The sequence below is a fragment of the Streptomyces sp. NPDC127114 genome, from assembly GCF_042677525.1.
GTDB lineage: Bacteria > Actinomycetota > Actinomycetes > Streptomycetales > Streptomycetaceae > Streptomyces.
The window spans coordinates 96,878-112,668 of the sequence record NZ_JBHXTJ010000001.1 but is presented as its reverse complement, the minus strand read 5'-3'; the positions used below and the strand labels follow the sequence as shown (position 1 = coordinate 112,668).

Here is a 15,791-nt window from a genome sequence, read left to right as displayed (position 1 = left end):
CGGGACGAAGGGCCGCCGCCGGGAGCGGAGCCGCGTCAGCGGTCGTCGCCGAGTTCCTGGTGCATCTGCGGCTGGTCGTCGCCCTCGCGCCTGAGCGCCTGCTTCTGGACCTCGTTGAACATCTTCGAGGCGGCGCCGATGACCTCCTCGTACGGGTTGACGCCCACGGCCCGCCCGGCCGGGGCGCCGAACAGGTTGCCGACGGTGTTGGTGACCTTGTTGCCGGCGGCCATGAACTTCCCGGCCTCGCTGAGCGCGTCCTTCGGCGGGAGGCCCGCCATGTCCGCGTACCTGTCGCCGAGCGCCACCCGCACCATCCGGACGAACGCGTCACCGGCGCCGGGCGCCGTCAGGAACTCCCGGTAGAACGTCACGGCCTGGGCCGTCATGAACTTCCCGTCCTCGGTCTCCTTCCACTCCGTGTCCCGCACGGAGCGCCAGCCCTCGTCGACCAGGTCCACGTCCTTGGGCATGAGCCACTTGTCCGGCGTGCCCAGGTAGTGGTTGACGTAGTGCCAGGAACACATGAACCCCTGCGCGTCGGACCTGGAGACCTGGATGCCGAGGTTCCGCATGGCTTCCAGGACCTGGACGCTGAAGACGCAGATCGCGCCGGCGGTGTACTTCTGCGAGACCGGCATGCCCCACTTGACGTAGTCCCACTGACCGCTCTTCTTGTGGAGCTGGCGCACCGAGGCGTGCACCAGCCGGACCTTGGTCACGGTCGCCGCGAGCGTCCCGTCCCGCAGCGCGCCCCGGTCACCCATCCCGAGGAACAGCCGCGAGGACTGCTGCAGCCGCCGGCCCGGGCCCTTCACACCGCCCAGGCGGCCGGTGGACCGCAGTGTGTAGGCGCCGGTGGGGGAGAGGTAGGTGCCGATGAGGCCGACCGTGCCCTGGAGCATGGAGGCCGTGCCGTGGTGGTGGTCGAAGAAGCCCTCCGCCGCCTTGACGTCGGCCGGGCTCCAGTCCGGCGGCTCCGTCTCGGCCTCGTGCAGGAACTGCGCGAGACGCTCGGGCAGATGGGACAGGTCCACGCCGCGACCCAGCTTGTTGACCGTGCGGAAGAGTCCGTTGACCCCGTCGACCTCCTTGTTGTCGATCAGATCGGACACCAGGTTGTCGGCCGCCGGATCGCCCTCCTGATTGGCGGCCTCCAGTTCGGTCGCGATCTGATCCATGTTCAGTGCCACGGCATGACTCCGTTCGTCGACGGTCGCTCACGATGAGCGACGGGGATCACTCTCGGTGACCATGCCAGTGATCGCAGCGATTGACGATGCCTCATCCGAGGCATCCGGGCGCACGCCCCCCGCGCCCGGGAAGCGCACCTCCGGAACCGGCGGCGCGCCCCTCGGAGCAGGCGGGCAGCGAACGGCCGGGCGGCCCGCGCCTCAGGCGGGAGAGGGCACCCGTTCGGACGGAGGCGGCGGTCCCGGTGGCGTGCCGTCGCCGAAGGGACGCCCGCCCAGCGCCTCCCGCCCGTGGGGCGAGAGCCAGCCCCCGGTGGCGGGGCCACGGGGCACGATCCCGGTCGGGTTGATGTCGTGGTGGACGACGTAGTAGTGCTGCTTGATCTGCTCGAAGTCGATCGTGTCGCCGAAGCCGGGCGTCTGGAACAGGTCCCGCGCGTAGCCCCACAGCGCGGGCAGCTCGGTCAGCTTCTGCCGGTTGCACTTGAAGTGGCCGTGGTAGACGGCGTCGAAGCGCGCGAGGGTCGGGAAGAGGCGGACGTCAGCCTCGGTGATGGTGTCGCCGACCAGATAGCGCTGCCCCGTGAGCCGCTCCTCCAGCCGGTCGAGCCGCTCCCACAGCTTCCGGTACGCCGAGTCGTACGCCGCCTGGCCGCGCGCGAAACCGCACTTGTAGACGCCGTCGTTGACGTCCTCGTACACCTGCCGGGCGATCTCGTCGATCTCGTCGCGCCACTTCTCCGGATAGAGCTCAGGCGCTCCGTCCCGCTGATGAGCCGTCCACTGGCTGCCCAGGTCGAGCGTGATCCGCTCGAAGTCGTTGGTCACCACCTCGCCGGTGGGCACGTCGACGAGCGCGGGCACGGTGATGCCGTGCGGATAGCCGGGATCGCGCCGGAAGTACGCCTCCTGGAGCCGTTCGATGCCGAGGACGGGGTCCCTGCCGCCCGGGTCCAGGTGGAAGGACCAGCTGCGCTCGTCGTGCACCGGCCCCGCGATGCCCATCGACAGGACGTCCTCCAGACCCATGAGCCGCCGCACGATCGCCGCCCGGTTCGCCCACGGACAGGCCCGCGCGATGACCAGCCGGTACCGTCCGGGCTCCACGGGCCGGCCGTCCCGCCCGTCCGCGGTGATCCGTGTCGTGAGATAGCTCCGGTCGCGCTCGAACGCGCCGCCACCGTCACCGGCCATGGTCCCGAGCCCTCCTCGTCCGGCATGCGTCAGGGCCGATCGGGTCGGCCACGCACTGGCGGCTACCCGCGCCGGCCCGTACTACGCGCCATCGGCGGCAGCCGTCGGGGGCGGCGGCGGGGCGGAGGTGCCGAAGGCACGACGGTAGGCGGCGGGTGAGACGCCGAACGCCGTCCTCATGTGGGCGCGCAGCGAGTTCCCCGAACCGAGCCCGGCCCGGTGCGCCACCAGGTCGATCGGCAGATCGGTCGTCTCGAGCAACTGCTTGGCGAGCTCCAGCCGCTGTGCGGTGAGCCACTGCACGGGCGTCATGCCGACCTCGTCGCGGAACCGGCGCGTGAAGGAGCGCAGGCTCATCCGGGCGTGCTCGGCGAGCCGGGCGAGGGTGAGCGGTTCCGTGAGGTGTTCGAGGGCCCAGGCGCGGGTGGCGGCGGTGCCCGCCAGGCTGGGCTCCGGGACCGGACGGTCGATGAACTGGGCCTGGCCGCCGTCCCGCCAGGGCGGTACGACACACATGCGCGCGGCGCGGTTGGCCGCCGCGGCGCCGTGGTCGCGCCGGATCATGTGCAGGCACAGGTCGACGCCGGCGGCCACGCCCGCGGAGGTCAGGACGTCGCCGTCGTCGACGAAGAGCACGTCCTCGTCGACCTTGACCCGCGGATAGGCCCGGCGGAACTCCGGTGCCAGGTTCCAGTGCGTGGTGGCCGGCCGGCCGTCGAGCAGCCCGGCGGCGGCCAGCACGTACGAGCCGGAGCAGATCGACACGAGCCGGGTGCCCGGCCGGATCCCCGCGATGGCCGCGCGGACCTCGGACGGCAGCGGGCCGCCCTGCCCCAGCTCGGGCATGGCGTGGGTGGGCGGCAGGACCACCGTGTCGGCCGTGGCGAGCGCCTCCGGCCCGGCCGCGGGCTGCACGGTGAAACCGGCGTCGCTGAGGACGGGCGCGCCGTCGGCCGTGCAGACGGTGACCTCGTAGAGCGGGCGCCCCTCGGCGTCCACGGCGCTGCCGAAGACCCGGGAGGGGATGCCGAGCTCGAAGGGAGGAACGCCCGGGAGCGCGAGCACGGCGACGCGATGCGGCCCGCCGTGCCCCGCCGCCCCCAGGTCCTCCTCGCCCCACCGGTCCCGCGGGTCCCGCTCCTTTCGCACGGCCGTTCCCGTGATGTCGCTCATGGCCAGATCCTGACACATCATGGCCAGCTGGCCAATACCGTGCCGTGGCCGGGTGCCCGATCGTGGAGCGGTCGGACGACGACGGACACGAGAGACGGAAACGAGGAGAACGCATGCGTGCGATGGTCGTGGAGCGCTGGGGCGGACCCGAGACGCTGGTCGAGCGCGAGGTGGAGCGCCCCGAGCCGGGCCTGAACGAGGTCCTGGTCCGGGTCCACGCCGCCGGGGTGAACCCGGTGGACTGGAAGACCCGCGCGAGCGGGGCGCTCATCACCTGGGGCGAGGTTCCGGTGGTCGGCTGGGACGTCTCGGGCACGGTCGAGGCCGTCGGCCCCGGCGTCGGCGTCTTCCGCCCCGGTGACGAGGTCTTCGGGATGCCGCACTTCCCGCGCCAGGCGGGCGCGTACGCCGAATACGTGGTGGCACCGGCCCGCCACCTCGCCCCGAAGCCGGCGTCCCTGACGCACGTGGAGGCGGCGGCGCTGCCGCTCGCCGCCCTGACCGCGTGGCAGGCGCTCGTCGACGCGGCGGACGTCCGGCCCGGTGAGCGGGTCCTGGTGCACGCCGCCGCCGGCGGCGTGGGCCACTTCGCCGTACAGATCGCCAAGGCCCGCGGCGCGTACGTCATCGGCACCGCGAGCGCGGCCAAGCACGACCTGGTACGGGAGCTCGGCGCGGACGAGGTGATCGACTACCGCGCGGCCCGCTTCGAGGACGTCGTGTCCGACGTGGACGTCGTCCTGGACGGCATGGGCGGGGAGACGGCCGAGCGTTCCCTGAAGGTGCTCCGCGAGGGAGGTCGGCTCATCACCCTGCCGGGCCCGGACGACGTCCCCGAGGCCCGCGACGGTGTCCGCACCGCCTGGGTCCTGGTCGAGCCCGACCACCTGGGCCTGCGCGAACTCGCGGCCCTGGTGGAGCGCGGGGAACTGCGGCCGGTCGTCGACACCGTGCTGCCGCTCGCCGAGGCGTCGAAGGCCCACGAGATCGGCGAACGCGGCCGGACGACGGGCAAGATCGTCCTCACGGTCGCCTGACCTGACCTGACCCGACCTGACCCGACCCGACCTGCCCGGGCCCCAGGCCCGGGGTCGGGCTCCGGCCGGGGCGGCCCACCAGGTGCCTCCTCAGGGCGCGAGGCGGGCGTGGACCTGGCCGTCGGTGATCCGGGTCTCGAAGGCGGGCTGGGGCGACGTCGCCGGGCCCGTGACGTTCCAGCCGTCCTCCAGGCGGAAGGTGCTGCCGTGCCAGGGGCAGACCAGGCAGCCGTCCACGACGCTGCCGTCGGCGAGCGGGCCGCCCATGTGGGTGCAGCGCTCGGCCAGCACCCGCACGGTGTGCTCGTCCGTCCGCACCGCGACGACGGTCACCTCGCCCAGGGGAATGCGGCGGGGCCGGCCGGGGGAGAGGTCGTCGAGGGCGATCAGCCGGTGCCAGCCGGGCGGGACGAGCGCCGCGACCTGCTCGGCGTGGTTGGCGCCCGCGGCCTGCCGGTAGGCCAGGTGCCCGCCGATCGCGCCGCCCGCCGCGATCGCGCCCGCGCCGCAGAAGCCCCACGCGCGGCCGCGCAGGTGGCGGCCCCGGCAGCGGGCGGTGAAGGAGCAGGCGTAGCAGACCACGCCCGTGATGTTCGCCGCCGCGTGCACCAGGCCCACGCGCATCTGGGGGCGGCGCAGCTCGGCCCAGTCGACCCAGCCGCTGATCGCCGCCGGGACGGCGCCGACGAGACCGGCGCCCACCAGCAGCCGCGCCGCGCGCCGCTGCCCGGGCACGAGGTCGAGAACGGCGGCCGACAGCCACGCGCCGATGGGGAACTGCACGAGCGCCGGATGCAGCGGGTGCCCCAGCCATCGCCCGTGCAGGACGTCACGGGCGGCGCCCAGCGGCAGCGCCCGTACGGCACCCCGCAGGACGTCCGCGAGCCGGTCGGCCCGCGGGGACTTCTCCAGCCGGCCCATGGCCCGCAGGAGGACGCCGGGCCCGTCGCCGGAGGGGAGTGCCGACCGAAGGACGCTGGGCAAGGTGTTCATACCGCGCGTCTAACCGCACGGGACGAGGGCGAAACGGACGTCCCCGGAACGGACGTCCCCGGAACGGACGCCTCCGAGACAGGCACCCCGAGACAGGCATCCTCCAAGCCGAGACGCAGCGCCCGTCCCCGAGGCGGCCCGCTCCGGTCCCGTCGGCGCGTCACTCGTCCGTCTGGTCGTCCATGTTGAGCACCTCCGGCGCGATGCCCCGGGCGGTCACCACCCGCGCGGTGCCCCTCACCAGGGCGTAGCCGAGGCCGACCACGGCGATCCGGCCCGACGCGACCTGGTCGGAGAGCAGCCGCGACCGGTCGAGGAGCAGGTCGACGGTGAGCCGGATGTGTTCGTCCCGGATGTCGCTGTCGGCGGTGAGGCCCGCGGCACGCGCGGCCAGGATGCTCGACGTGACCCGCTCGACGACGTCGCGGACGAACCCTCCCGCGGAGTGGCCGTACTCCACGGCCTCCTGGGCCGCGGCGATCGCGCCGCACGAGTCGTGCCCGAGCACCACGACCAGGCGCGCCCCGAGCACGCTGGTCGCGTACTCGACGCTGCCCAGTACCTCAGTCCCCAGGCAGTGCCCGGCGGTCCGCACGACGAAGAGGTCGCCGAGCCCCTGGTCGAAGATGATCTCGGCGGCCAGCCGCGAGTCGGAGCAGCCGAGGATGACGGCGAAGGGAGCCTGCCCGGGAGCGAGCAGGGAGCGCCGGGCGGCGTCCTGGTTGGGATGCTCGGTCGTGCCGGACACGAAGCGCTTGTTGCCGGCGAGCAGCGCGTCGAGGGCTGCCACGGGAGAGCTTCTGCTCATGTCTCCACCTGGGGTGCGAATGACCGGCCGGACGCGGCCGCGCGTCCGGCGCCGGGTACGAAGCACGGACCCGCGGTCGCGTCGGCACGTCCTCGGGGGCTGTGCGCTCGCCGCCGGTCGTATGGGCGACCGCTCCGTAACCACCCTGGCAGACGGCCCCGACCCGCGCGAGTCGCGCCGGAGGGTCGTCGGACGGCCCGAGCCGTCGTGCGGACCCGTCCCGGCGCGGCGGAAGCTCAGCGGTGGAGCAGGTCCGGCCAGTCGTACGGGACGCGGCCGGCCGGTCCCGGGGCCGGCTGCTCGGCCGGGTGGCCGGTCGGCGGGGCCAGCTCGGGGCCGGACTCGTACATGACGTCCGTGGCGTAGTTCCAGTACCACTCCTCGCCCGGCTCGAAGCTCTGGACCAGGGGATGCCCGGTGGCCCTCCAGTGGGCGGTGGCGTGCTGCGCCGGTGACGAGTCGCAGCAGCCGATGTGGCCGCACTGGGCGCAGCGCCGCAGGTGGAACCACCAGCCGCCCGCCTCGTCGCACTCCGCGCACCCGGTGCCGCCGGGCGGGACGTCCGGGTCGATGCCCTCGATCTCGGTCATGCGCACTCCCTCATACGGGCTCCTCGGCCGTCCCGGCCTCCGCCTCCGCCCCGGTCTCCGCCTCGTCCGCCACGTCGGGGGCCGTCAGCGGCAGCAGCACCTGGAAGCGGGTGTCACCCGGTACGGACTCGACCTGGAGGCTGCCGTGGTGCTTGTTGACGACGATCCGCCAGGAGATGTCGAGACCGAGCCCGGTGCCCTCGCCGACCGGCTTCGTCGTGAAGAAGGGGTCGAAGATCCGGCTCCGGATGTCCTCGGGCACCCCGGGGCCCGTGTCGCGGAACTCCACCAGGGCCCGGTCGCCCTCCCGGGCCGTGCGAACGGTCAGGGTGCCCTCCTCGCCCGTACTGCCGATGGCGGCCACCGCGTTGTCGATGAGGTTGGTCCACACCTGGTTCAGCTCCGCCGGATAGGCGGGCACGTCCGGGAGCGAGCGGTCGTAGTCCTTGACCACCCGGATCCGGGGACCGATCTTCCCCGACAGCATCAGCAGCGTGCTGTCGAGGAGTTCGTGCACGTCGACGTCGCGGTGCGGGGCGCGATCGAGCTGCGCGTACTGCTTGGCCGCGTCCACCAGGTGGGAGATCCGTGTGGTCGAGTCGTCGATCTCGTCCATCAGCAGCTCGGTCTCCACCGTGTAGTTGAGCCAGCCGATCGCCCCCGGCAGGACGTCCTCGGCCACGGTCGCCGCGACCTGTTCCAGCCAGTCCGTGTCGAGGCCGGCCTGGACGAAGGTGGGCGCGAGCCGCCAGCCCTCCGGAATGCCGTGGTCCTCCAGCCAGTCGGCCAGCTCGTCCTCCCGGTCGGACGCCTCCAGCGGCGTCAGCGCCGGCGCCTTGGCGACGCGCTCGGCGGTGCGCTCCTGGATCTCGATGAGCTCGGCGAGCGCCTCCCGCGAGTACGGGCCGCGGGCGATGAACGCGAGCTTGTGCCGCATCTTGCCCACCCGCTCCCGCAGCGCCGCCGTGGCGCGCACGGCCGCCGCGGCCGGGTTGTTGAGCTCGTGCGTGAGCCCCGCCGACAGCGATCCGAGCGCCAGCAGGCGTTCCCGCTGACCGATGGCCCGCTGCGTGTTCTTGGAGCCGAAGAACAGCCCCTCCAGCAGGTGCGCCGCCATCGGGAACCACTCCCGCATGATGTCCGCGAACGACTCCGCGGGCAGCACGAAGAACCGCGTCGGCTCGGTCACCCGCATGGTGTTGACATACGTCTGCGGGACCCGGTCGCCCAGATACGCCTGCATGGCGCCCGCGTACACACCGCGCTGCGAGGTCCGGCTGACCTCCACGTCGTCACCGCCCACCCTCCGGTACAGGACGACGGTGCCCTCCACCATCACGTAGAAGCAGGTGGCCGGGTCGCCCTCGGTGTACACCGGGCCGGGTTCGAACCGCTCCATGCGCCCCTCGGCGCACAGCCGTCCGAGCTGCTCGGGGGAGAGCTTCTCGAAGAGGAACAGGGAACCGATCTCGTGCGGGTCGCAGGGCATGTGTTCCGGCGCGCCGTCCGGCGTCGCCGTCGGCCAGGCGCTCATGACTGCTCCAGATAGCGGTGGACGAGCATGACGGCCATGGCTCCCTCTCCCACGGCGGACGCCACGCGCTTCGCCGACTCGGCGCGCGCGTCACCCGCCACGAACACTCCGGGCACGCTGGTCTCCAGGTGGTACGGCGGCCGGTCGAGCTCCCACTCGGGCGGCGGCGCGCCGTCCGGCGTGAGGTCGGGGCCGGCCAGGATGAAGCCGTCCTCGTCCCGCAGCACCGTGCCCTCCAGCCAGTCGGTCAGCGGGGCCGCGCCGATGAAGACGAACAGCCACTGGGCGTCGACGACCTCGCAGGAGCCGGTCACCGCGTCCCGCAGGGTCAGCCGCTCCAGGTGCTCCGTGCCGTGCGCCTCCTCGACGACGGTCCTCGGCCGCACGGTGATGTTCGGCGCCTCCCCGATCTGCTGGATCAGGTAGTACGACATCGACGCCGTCAGCGACTCGCCGCGCACCAGCAGCGTCACCGACTTCGCGCCCCGCGCCAGGAACACGGCCGCCTGGCCCGCGGAGTTGGCGCCGCCGACGACGTACACGTCCTGGCCCTCGCAGGACGAGGCCTCCGTGAGGGAGGAGCCGTAGTACACCCCGCGCCCGGTCAGGTCCTCGCAGCCCGGCGCTCCCAGCTGCCGGTACGACACTCCGGTCGCCAGGATGACGCTGTGGGCCGCGACCGCCGAGCCGTCCGAGAACCGCACGACGCGCGCCGGCCCCTGCACCTCGAGACCCGTGACCTCGCGCGCGGTGAGGATCTCGGCGCCGAAGCGGCTCGCCTGGCGGCGGGCGCGTTCGGTGAGCTGTGCGCCGGACACGCCGTCGGGGAACCCGAGGTAGTTCTCGATCCGGGAGCTCTGGCCGGCCTGCCCGCCGGTCGCCGACCGCTCGACCAGTACGGTGCGCAGCCCTTCCGAGGCGCCGTACACCGCCGAGCCGAGCCCCGCCGGCCCGCCGCCGATGACGACCAGGTCGTAGAACTCGGCGGCCGGCGTGGTCGCGAGCCCCACCCGCGCGGCCAGTTCGGGCGGCTCCGGCGCGGTCAGCGCGGTGCCGTCCGGCGTGATCACCAGCGGCAGCCGCCGGCCGTCGGCCCCGGCCGCGGCGAGCAGCCGCCGGCCCTCGGGCTCGTCGGACGAGTACCAGCGGTACGGCACCTGGTTGCGGGCCAGGAACTCGCGCACCCGTGAGGAGGGCGCCGACCAGCGGTGACCGACGACCTTGGTCGCGGGCACCGGCCGGTAGTCGCTGGACCGCCAGGCGCTGAGCAGGTCGTCCACGACCGGGTAGAGCTTCTCCTCCGGCGGGTCCCACGGCTTGAGCAGGTAGTGGTCGAGGTCGACGACGTTGATCGCGTCGATGGCCGCGTTGGTGTCGGCGTACGCGGTCAGGAGCACGCGCCGCGCACCCGGGTACACGCCGATCGCCTGTTCGAGGAACTCGACGCCGTTCATCTGCGGCATGCGGTAGTCGGCGAGGATCACGGCCACGAGGTCGCCGCGCAGCTTCAGCTCGCGCAGCGCCTCCAGCGCGGACCCGCCGGACTCGGCGCGCACGATCCGGTAGCCGCCGCCGTAGCGGCGCCGCAGGTCGCGGGCGATGGCGCGGGAGACTCCCGGGTCGTCGTCCACGGTCAGGATGACGGTCCGTGCCGCGTCGGTGCCTGGTGCCATGCGTCTCCGCCCTGCGCGCTCCGGACGTCCGGCACGGCGAGCTGCCGGCGCCCGCTCCCGCCCATCGTATGTTCGATCTCACGCGCCCGCCCGTGTCCACGCCCGCCCGTGTCCACGCCCGCACCGGCCGCGCCGCCGCCCGCCGGGAGGTTCGTGATCAGGTGCCCTGCCCCCTGCCCCCTGCCGCGCCGGGAGGAGAGACTGACCGCAGCCGAATCGCCGACCGTGACCGAGGGAGACGCTCACACCATGCTCACGCCCCCATCGCCGTCCGGAGCGGAACACCGCTCGGAGGAATCAGCCGTCCGGATCGGTGCTCTCGTTCCGCTGTCGCCGCCTGGTTGGGTCGAGGCCGGCCGGCATCTGCTCGCGGGACTCGAGCTGGCCGTCGGCGAGGTCAACGACACCGGAGGGATCGACGGCAGGCCGCTCGAACTGGTGGTCCGCGACACGGCGGCCGACCCGCGGAAGGCCGCGGATGCCGTGGACGAACTGGCCGGCCTGGGCGTGGCCGCGCTGGCGGGGGAGTACCACAGCGTCGTCGCCCGCGCCGCCGCCGCAAGGGCCGACGCGCTCGGCGTGCCGTTCCTCTGCTCGTCGGCGGTGCTCGACGGCCTCACCGAGGAGCCGACGGACTGGGTCGCGCGCCTCCCTCCGGCGCAGTCGCACGGCTGGCGGCTCTACGCGGACTTCCTCCTCGGCGCGGGCCACAGGCGCATCGCCGTGGCCACCCAGCCGAGCGTCTACTGGGCGGCGGGGATCGGCATCCTCCGGGACCACCTCTCCGCGCACGGCGGCACCGTGACCGAACTCGACGCGAGCGCACTCGACCCGGCCGCCCTGTGCGACCGACTCGCCGCCGACGGCGCGACGGCCCTCCTCCTGCTGGTCGGCTTCCCGGAGCCCGCGGTGTCGATCGTCAAGGCCGTCCGCCACGACCAGCGCCTCGCCGGGATCCTGATCGGTGCTCCGGCCGGGCAGCCGGAGTTCGCCGACTGGGCGGCCTCGCTCGGCGCGCACGGTGCCGCCGTCCCGTTCCTGCGCTATCTGCCCGAGCGTCTCGGACCGCTCGGCGCACGAGTCGGGGCGGCCCTGCGCGAGCGGCTGGGCGAGGCGCCTTCCTTCGTCGCGTTCGAGGGCTACGACACCGTCGTGGTCCTGGCCGGCCTGCTGCGTGCGCACGGCACCGACCGGGCGCGCATCGCCGCGTCCTGGCCGCAGGTCGCGGTCGAGGGGACGCGTGGGCGGATCCGGTTCTCCCGTACGCCCGGCATCGGCGTGTGGCAGTGGACGTGGCCGCCGGCCCAGGTCGTGGACCGGGATCCGGCCGGACCCGACCGCTTCCGCATCCTCCGCTCCGGCTGAGGTAGCGGGCGGCCTCTCCGTTTAAGCGGTGACGAAAATGTGGTCGGCGAGGGCGTGCGCGGCGGAAGCTCTTCACGGCACCCGGCCGGGAAGCCCACCACATCATTCCTTCCGACGACGGGACGGCCATGACTCGTACGAACTCCGCCCGCGCAGTGCAGACCGACGTGAGGCTCGACGTGAGGACGGAAGCGAGGATCGAAGCGAGGGCCGCCCGCGGCCGAGCGGTCGGGGGCCGCCTCAAGGCCCTCACGCTCGGGCTCACCGCGCTGGCCCTCGGCCTCACGGGGACCGTCGCGACGACCGCGCCGGCCGCCGCCGCGCCCCTGATCCTCACCGGGCCCTCCTTCACCGGCGACGAGAGCGCCGAACTGATCAAGAAGGAGGACGGATTCCGCATCTGGGAGAACACCGACGGTTACGCCGGGGACTGGCCCTGGGGTGAGGACTGGGTCCACGGCAGCGGGTGGAGCGGCGCCGACTCCCGCAGCGTGTACTTCGCCGACCTCAACGGCGACCGTCACAAGGACCTGATCAACCTGTCGGGCGACAGCTTCCGCGTCTGGCACCACAACGGGAACTCGTTGCGCTGGAACCCGTGGGGCGACGAGGTCCGGACCGGCAGCGGGTGGTCCGGGCACGACCCGTCGAGCATCTGGTTCGCCGACATCACGGGCGACGGCCTGGCCGACCTGGTCGAGAAGAGCGGCGACACGCTCAGCTACTACCGGAACCTCGGTGGCGGAACGAGCTGGGCCGGCGCCGTGACCATGGGCCACGGCTACGCCGGACGCGACCCGCGCTCCATCTGGTTCGCCGACCTCAACGGCGACCAGAAGGCCGAACGCGTTGAACTGTCCCAGGGTTCCTTCCTCGTCGCCCCCAACACCGCCGGCCACACGGGCGGTTGGCCATGGGGCGTCACCAGCTACTACACCGGCAGCGGATGGTCGGGCCACGACCCGTCGAGCCTCTGGTTCGCCGACATCACCGGGGACGGCCGCGCCGACCTCGTGCAGAAGAACGGCGACGAGCTGAGGTACTTCCCCAACTCCGGCTCGGGTACGGGCGGTACGAGCTGGAGCGGCGCCGTCCACGCCGGCTCCGGGTGGTCGTCCGTCGATCCCAAGGGCATCTACTTCGCCTGACGGACCCCACGACCCACGGGGGAAACGGGGGAGCACGGGGGAACGGGGGAAACGCGGCCCCGGAGTCGGTCTACGGCTCCGGGGCCGCCGTCTCCCCGCCCGTCCCCGAGCCCAGCAACTCATCCGCCAGGGTGGTCCGTTGGTGCAGCACCCAGCGGCCCGAGCGGCGTGAGGTCACCAGCCGGCAGCGGCGCAGCACCGCGAGGTGCTGCGACACCGCCGCCGCGCTGAGGTCGAGATAGGCCGCGAGCTGGGTCGTCGACAGCGGCAGGTCGAGATGGGTGAGCAGGGCGGCCCGGCTGCGCCCCATCAGATCGCCGAGCGGCTCGGCGGACGCCTCGGACGACGACCGCTCCGTCCACAGCCGGCCGATCCCGCGCGGCGAGTACGTGAGCGTCGGCTGGTACGGCTCGTTGTGCAGCACGAGCAGGCGGGGCCAGGCGAACACACAGGGCACGAGCAGCAGTCCCGCACCGGCGGCCTCGCGCCGGGCCGAGTGGAGCGGCTTGTCGATACGGAGCCGGTCCACCTCGTAGCGCGCCTCGGGGTGCAGGTCGTCGAAGACCTTGGCGAGGCCACCGGTCGTGAGCTGCTGTGCACGGTGGGCGATGTCGGCGTCGTCGAGGGCCCGCAGCCGAGGCCAGACCGGCTCGACGGCGGCCCGCCAGTACGCGGCCATGGCATCGACGACACGGGGCAGTTCGTGGTCGGGATCCTCGTACAGAGGGCGGATCACGACCGGCAGTTCGCCGTCGGTGCGCAGCTCGTCGAGCGAGGTGCGCACGACCTCGCCGGGCGTGGCGGCGATCGCCGCCAGCTCGTCGCCGAAGTTCCCGGTCAGCGCCTCCGGCGGCGGCGCGAGGAAGTCCGGCACGATCCGCGGCCCCCGCGCGAGCGCCAGCAACACCCGCAGATCGAGCCCGGTCACCCTCGGCGCCGCGAACTCCAGCCACGGCCGGTGCACCAGCGGCCGCCGCGTGCCCGCCAGCACGGGCACGCTGTGCACCAGTTCCTCGAGCGGTGAGCGCGCGAAGCGTATCCGCGTCAGATCGTCGGGCCCGAAGATGATGTCGATCACGTGTCGGAGCGTACCCGTCGCGCCCCGGGCCGGAGGCGGATGCCGGCGGTCGCGGAGTTCGGGTGCTCTCGCCGGTGTGCGCAGCTCCTCGTGGGTGACCTAGAGGGCGTCCTCGCAGAGGCAGGCGCTCCTGGCGGCGGGGACGGCGGCCTGGTGGCGGTCGGCGACCTCGCGCAGGAGCGGGAAGAGCCGGGCGACGTGGTCGCCGGCGAGCCGGCAGCGGATGCGGACGCCCTCGCGCCGGGTGGCGACGAAACCGGTCTGCTTGAGCGTCTGCGGGTGAGCCGAGGCGGTGGTCATGTGGAGCCCGGCGGCCTTCGCGAGCGCGTCGACGGTGTCGTCGCCCTGGGCGAGCAGATCCGGCAGTTCCAGGCGCTTTCCGCCGGCCGGCGCCTTGCCGCCGGCCGCGCACGCGTCGTACGGCGCGGCCTTCGTGCCGGCCTTCGCGACGGCCTTGGCGCCGGTCTCGGCGGCGCTCCCGTCGGCCTCGCGCCGGCGTCCCGCATTGCTTCCTCCACCTATTCGTGGATGACTGAAACTGACGCCCTGCGGTGACGCTGCCCGCCCGGTGAACGCACGCGCAGGCGCCCTCAGGCCTCGGACAAGGAGGGCACGATGGGCTTCGCCGACGATCACCTGATTCCTCTGGTCGACGACGGCCTCGGCAACAGCGCCTACCTCGTGGACCTGGGCGACGGCCGCGCCCTGGCCGTCGACGCCTGCCGGGACCTGCGCGCCCTCCGCACCGCCGCCGAGCGGCGCGGACTGACCGTCGCGTACGCCGCCGACACCCATCTGCACGCCGACTTCCTCTCCGGCGCGGTCCAGCTCGGCCACGAGCACGGCGCCACGGTGCTCGCCTCCGCCGCCGGTCGCCGCGCCTTCCCGCACCGGGGCCTCGCCGACGGCGACGAGACCGATCTCGGCGGGCTCACCCTGCGCGCCCTGGCCACCCCCGGTCACACCGACGAGCACCTGTCCTTCCTGCTCCTCGACGGCGGCCGGGAGCTCGGCGTCTTCACCGGCGGCTCGCTGATCGTGAACTCCGCCGCCCGCACCGACCTCCTCGGCGCCGACCGCACCGAGGAACTCGCCCGGGCCCAGTACCGCTCCCTGCGCCGGCTGGCCGAGCTGCCGGACGCGACCGCCGTGTGGCCCACGCACGGCGCCGGCTCGTTCTGCTCGGCCCCGCCCGGCAGCGAGCGCACCTCCACCATCGGCGCCGAGAAGCAGGCGAACCCGCTGCTCGCCGCCCGTGACGAGGACGCCTTCGTACGGCAGCTGCTCGCGGGCCTCGGCACGTACCCCGCCTACTTCGACCGGCTCGCCGAGGTCAACCGGCGCGGCCCCGCCGTCCTGACCGGGACCCCGCTCCTGGCGGAACTGTCCGCCGAACAGGTCCGCGCCCTCATGGCCGGCGGCGGTCATGTCGTCGACGTCCGTCCGGCCGCCGAGTACGCCGCCGGCCACATCCCCGGCTCCCTCTCCAACCCGCTGCGCGGCGCCTTCGCCACCTGGCTCGGCTGGCTCCTGCCCGACACGGCGCCGCTCGCCTTCGTCACGGGAGAGGGCCAGGACCCGGACGAGCTCGTCTGGCAGGCGTACAAGATCGGGTACGAGCGACTGGCCGGGCGTCTGGCCGGAGGCATGGCGGCCTGGCTCGCCGACGGCAACGGACAGACCACCACCGCCTTCGTCGCCGCCGACCGGGCGGGCCGCCGTCCGTACCTCGACGTGCGCCAGGCCGCGGAGTTCACCGCCGGCCACGTCCCGGGGGCGCTCCACGTCGAACTCGGCGGCCTCGGCCGGGTCGCCGCGGACGTCCCGGACGGAGCGGTCGTCGCCTGCGGCCACGGCGTGCGCGCCATGACCGCCGCCAGCCTCCTCGAACGCGCCGGCCACACCCGTCTCACCGTGCTCCGCGGCAGTCCCGCCGACTACGCCGCCGCCCACGGCCTGCGCCTCGCCGTGGGCCCGGAGGACACCCGCACGTGAGGACCGGCCG

The 15,791-nt window shown here is 73.6% G+C and carries 14 protein-coding genes; 4 read left to right on the top strand and 10 right to left on the bottom strand.

Annotated elements, in window-relative coordinates; all coding sequences use genetic code 11:
• Nucleotides 1-35: 35 nt before the first annotated feature.
• The 3 genes from ACFVGS_RS00455 to ACFVGS_RS00445 all read right to left on the bottom strand — a co-directional run bounded on the left by ACFVGS_RS00455 (nt 36) and on the right by ACFVGS_RS00445 (nt 3,560).
• Nucleotides 36-1,193, bottom strand: a complete 1,158-nt coding sequence (locus ACFVGS_RS00455) for an oxygenase MpaB family protein (RefSeq protein WP_384407147.1) — start codon at nt 1,191-1,193, stop codon at nt 36-38.
• 201 nt (nt 1,194-1,394) lie between these two features.
• Nucleotides 1,395-2,387, bottom strand: coding sequence for a glutathione S-transferase family protein (locus ACFVGS_RS00450; protein WP_385688895.1), 993 nt, complete (start codon nt 2,385-2,387; stop codon nt 1,395-1,397).
• Between the two features lie 81 nt (nt 2,388-2,468).
• Nucleotides 2,469-3,560, bottom strand: coding sequence for a GlxA family transcriptional regulator (locus ACFVGS_RS00445; RefSeq protein ID WP_385688892.1), 1,092 nt, complete (start codon nt 3,558-3,560; stop codon nt 2,469-2,471).
• Between the two features lie 113 nt (nt 3,561-3,673).
• On the opposite strand from ACFVGS_RS00445, the gene ACFVGS_RS00440 reads away from it, so the two are divergent.
• On the top strand, nt 3,674-4,597 hold the full coding sequence (locus ACFVGS_RS00440; RefSeq protein ID WP_385688890.1) for an NADP-dependent oxidoreductase: 924 nt from the start codon (nt 3,674-3,676) through the stop codon (nt 4,595-4,597).
• A 90-nt stretch (nt 4,598-4,687) separates the two neighbouring features.
• Here the strand turns inward: ACFVGS_RS00440 and ACFVGS_RS00435 are convergent, their stop codons facing one another.
• The 5 genes from ACFVGS_RS00435 to ACFVGS_RS00415 form a co-directional block, all read right to left on the bottom strand.
• Nucleotides 4,688-5,590 carry a Rieske 2Fe-2S domain-containing protein gene (locus ACFVGS_RS00435; protein ID WP_385688887.1) on the bottom strand — a complete coding sequence of 301 codons (903 nt, stop codon included), beginning with the start codon at nt 5,588-5,590 and terminating at the stop codon, nt 4,688-4,690.
• A 160-nt stretch (nt 5,591-5,750) separates the two neighbouring features.
• A complete protein-coding gene (locus ACFVGS_RS00430) occupies nt 5,751-6,398 on the bottom strand; it encodes a carbonic anhydrase (protein WP_384407137.1) in 648 nt (215 codons plus the stop codon).
• Between the two features lie 236 nt (nt 6,399-6,634).
• The gene (locus ACFVGS_RS00425; RefSeq protein WP_384407135.1) at nt 6,635-6,988 is read right to left on the bottom strand and encodes a UBP-type zinc finger domain-containing protein; all 354 of its coding nucleotides are present in this window, start codon (nt 6,986-6,988) and stop codon (nt 6,635-6,637) included.
• A gap of 10 nt (nt 6,989-6,998) precedes the next feature.
• Entirely contained in the window at nt 6,999-8,477 is a 1,479-nt protein-coding gene (locus ACFVGS_RS00420) for an ATP-binding protein (protein WP_385689493.1), read from the bottom strand.
• A 41-nt stretch (nt 8,478-8,518) separates the two neighbouring features.
• The gene (locus ACFVGS_RS00415) at nt 8,519-10,195 is read right to left on the bottom strand and encodes an FAD-dependent oxidoreductase (RefSeq protein ID WP_385688883.1); all 1,677 of its coding nucleotides are present in this window, start codon (nt 10,193-10,195) and stop codon (nt 8,519-8,521) included.
• 249 nt (nt 10,196-10,444) lie between these two features.
• Here ACFVGS_RS00415 and ACFVGS_RS00410 point away from each other — a divergent pair, with 249 nt between their 5' ends.
• Nucleotides 10,445-11,560 (top strand): ABC transporter substrate-binding protein, encoded by a 1,116-nt coding sequence (locus ACFVGS_RS00410; protein WP_385688880.1) that lies wholly within the window; start codon nt 10,445-10,447, stop codon nt 11,558-11,560.
• A 128-nt stretch (nt 11,561-11,688) separates the two neighbouring features.
• Complete coding sequence (locus ACFVGS_RS00405; protein WP_384407129.1) at nt 11,689-12,708, top strand: FG-GAP repeat domain-containing protein; 1,020 nt, start codon at nt 11,689-11,691, stop codon at nt 12,706-12,708.
• A 70-nt stretch (nt 12,709-12,778) separates the two neighbouring features.
• Here ACFVGS_RS00405 and ACFVGS_RS00400 read toward each other — a convergent pair whose 3' ends face one another.
• Both ACFVGS_RS00400 and ACFVGS_RS00395 read right to left on the bottom strand, forming a co-directional pair.
• The gene (locus tag ACFVGS_RS00400; protein WP_385688878.1) at nt 12,779-13,786 is read right to left on the bottom strand and encodes a DUF5937 family protein; all 1,008 of its coding nucleotides are present in this window, start codon (nt 13,784-13,786) and stop codon (nt 12,779-12,781) included.
• A gap of 99 nt (nt 13,787-13,885) precedes the next feature.
• Nucleotides 13,886-14,422, bottom strand: a complete 537-nt coding sequence (locus ACFVGS_RS00395; RefSeq protein ID WP_385688875.1) for an ArsR/SmtB family transcription factor — start codon at nt 14,420-14,422, stop codon at nt 13,886-13,888.
• Between ACFVGS_RS00395 and ACFVGS_RS00390 the strand changes: the two genes are divergently transcribed.
• Nucleotides 14,402-15,781: a rhodanese-like domain-containing protein gene (locus ACFVGS_RS00390; protein WP_384407123.1), complete on the top strand. Its 1,380-nt coding sequence runs from the start codon at nt 14,402-14,404 to the stop codon at nt 15,779-15,781. The two genes, ACFVGS_RS00395 and ACFVGS_RS00390, sit on opposite strands and share 21 nt — an antisense overlap.
• The last annotated feature ends 10 nt before the right edge of the window (nt 15,782-15,791 follow it).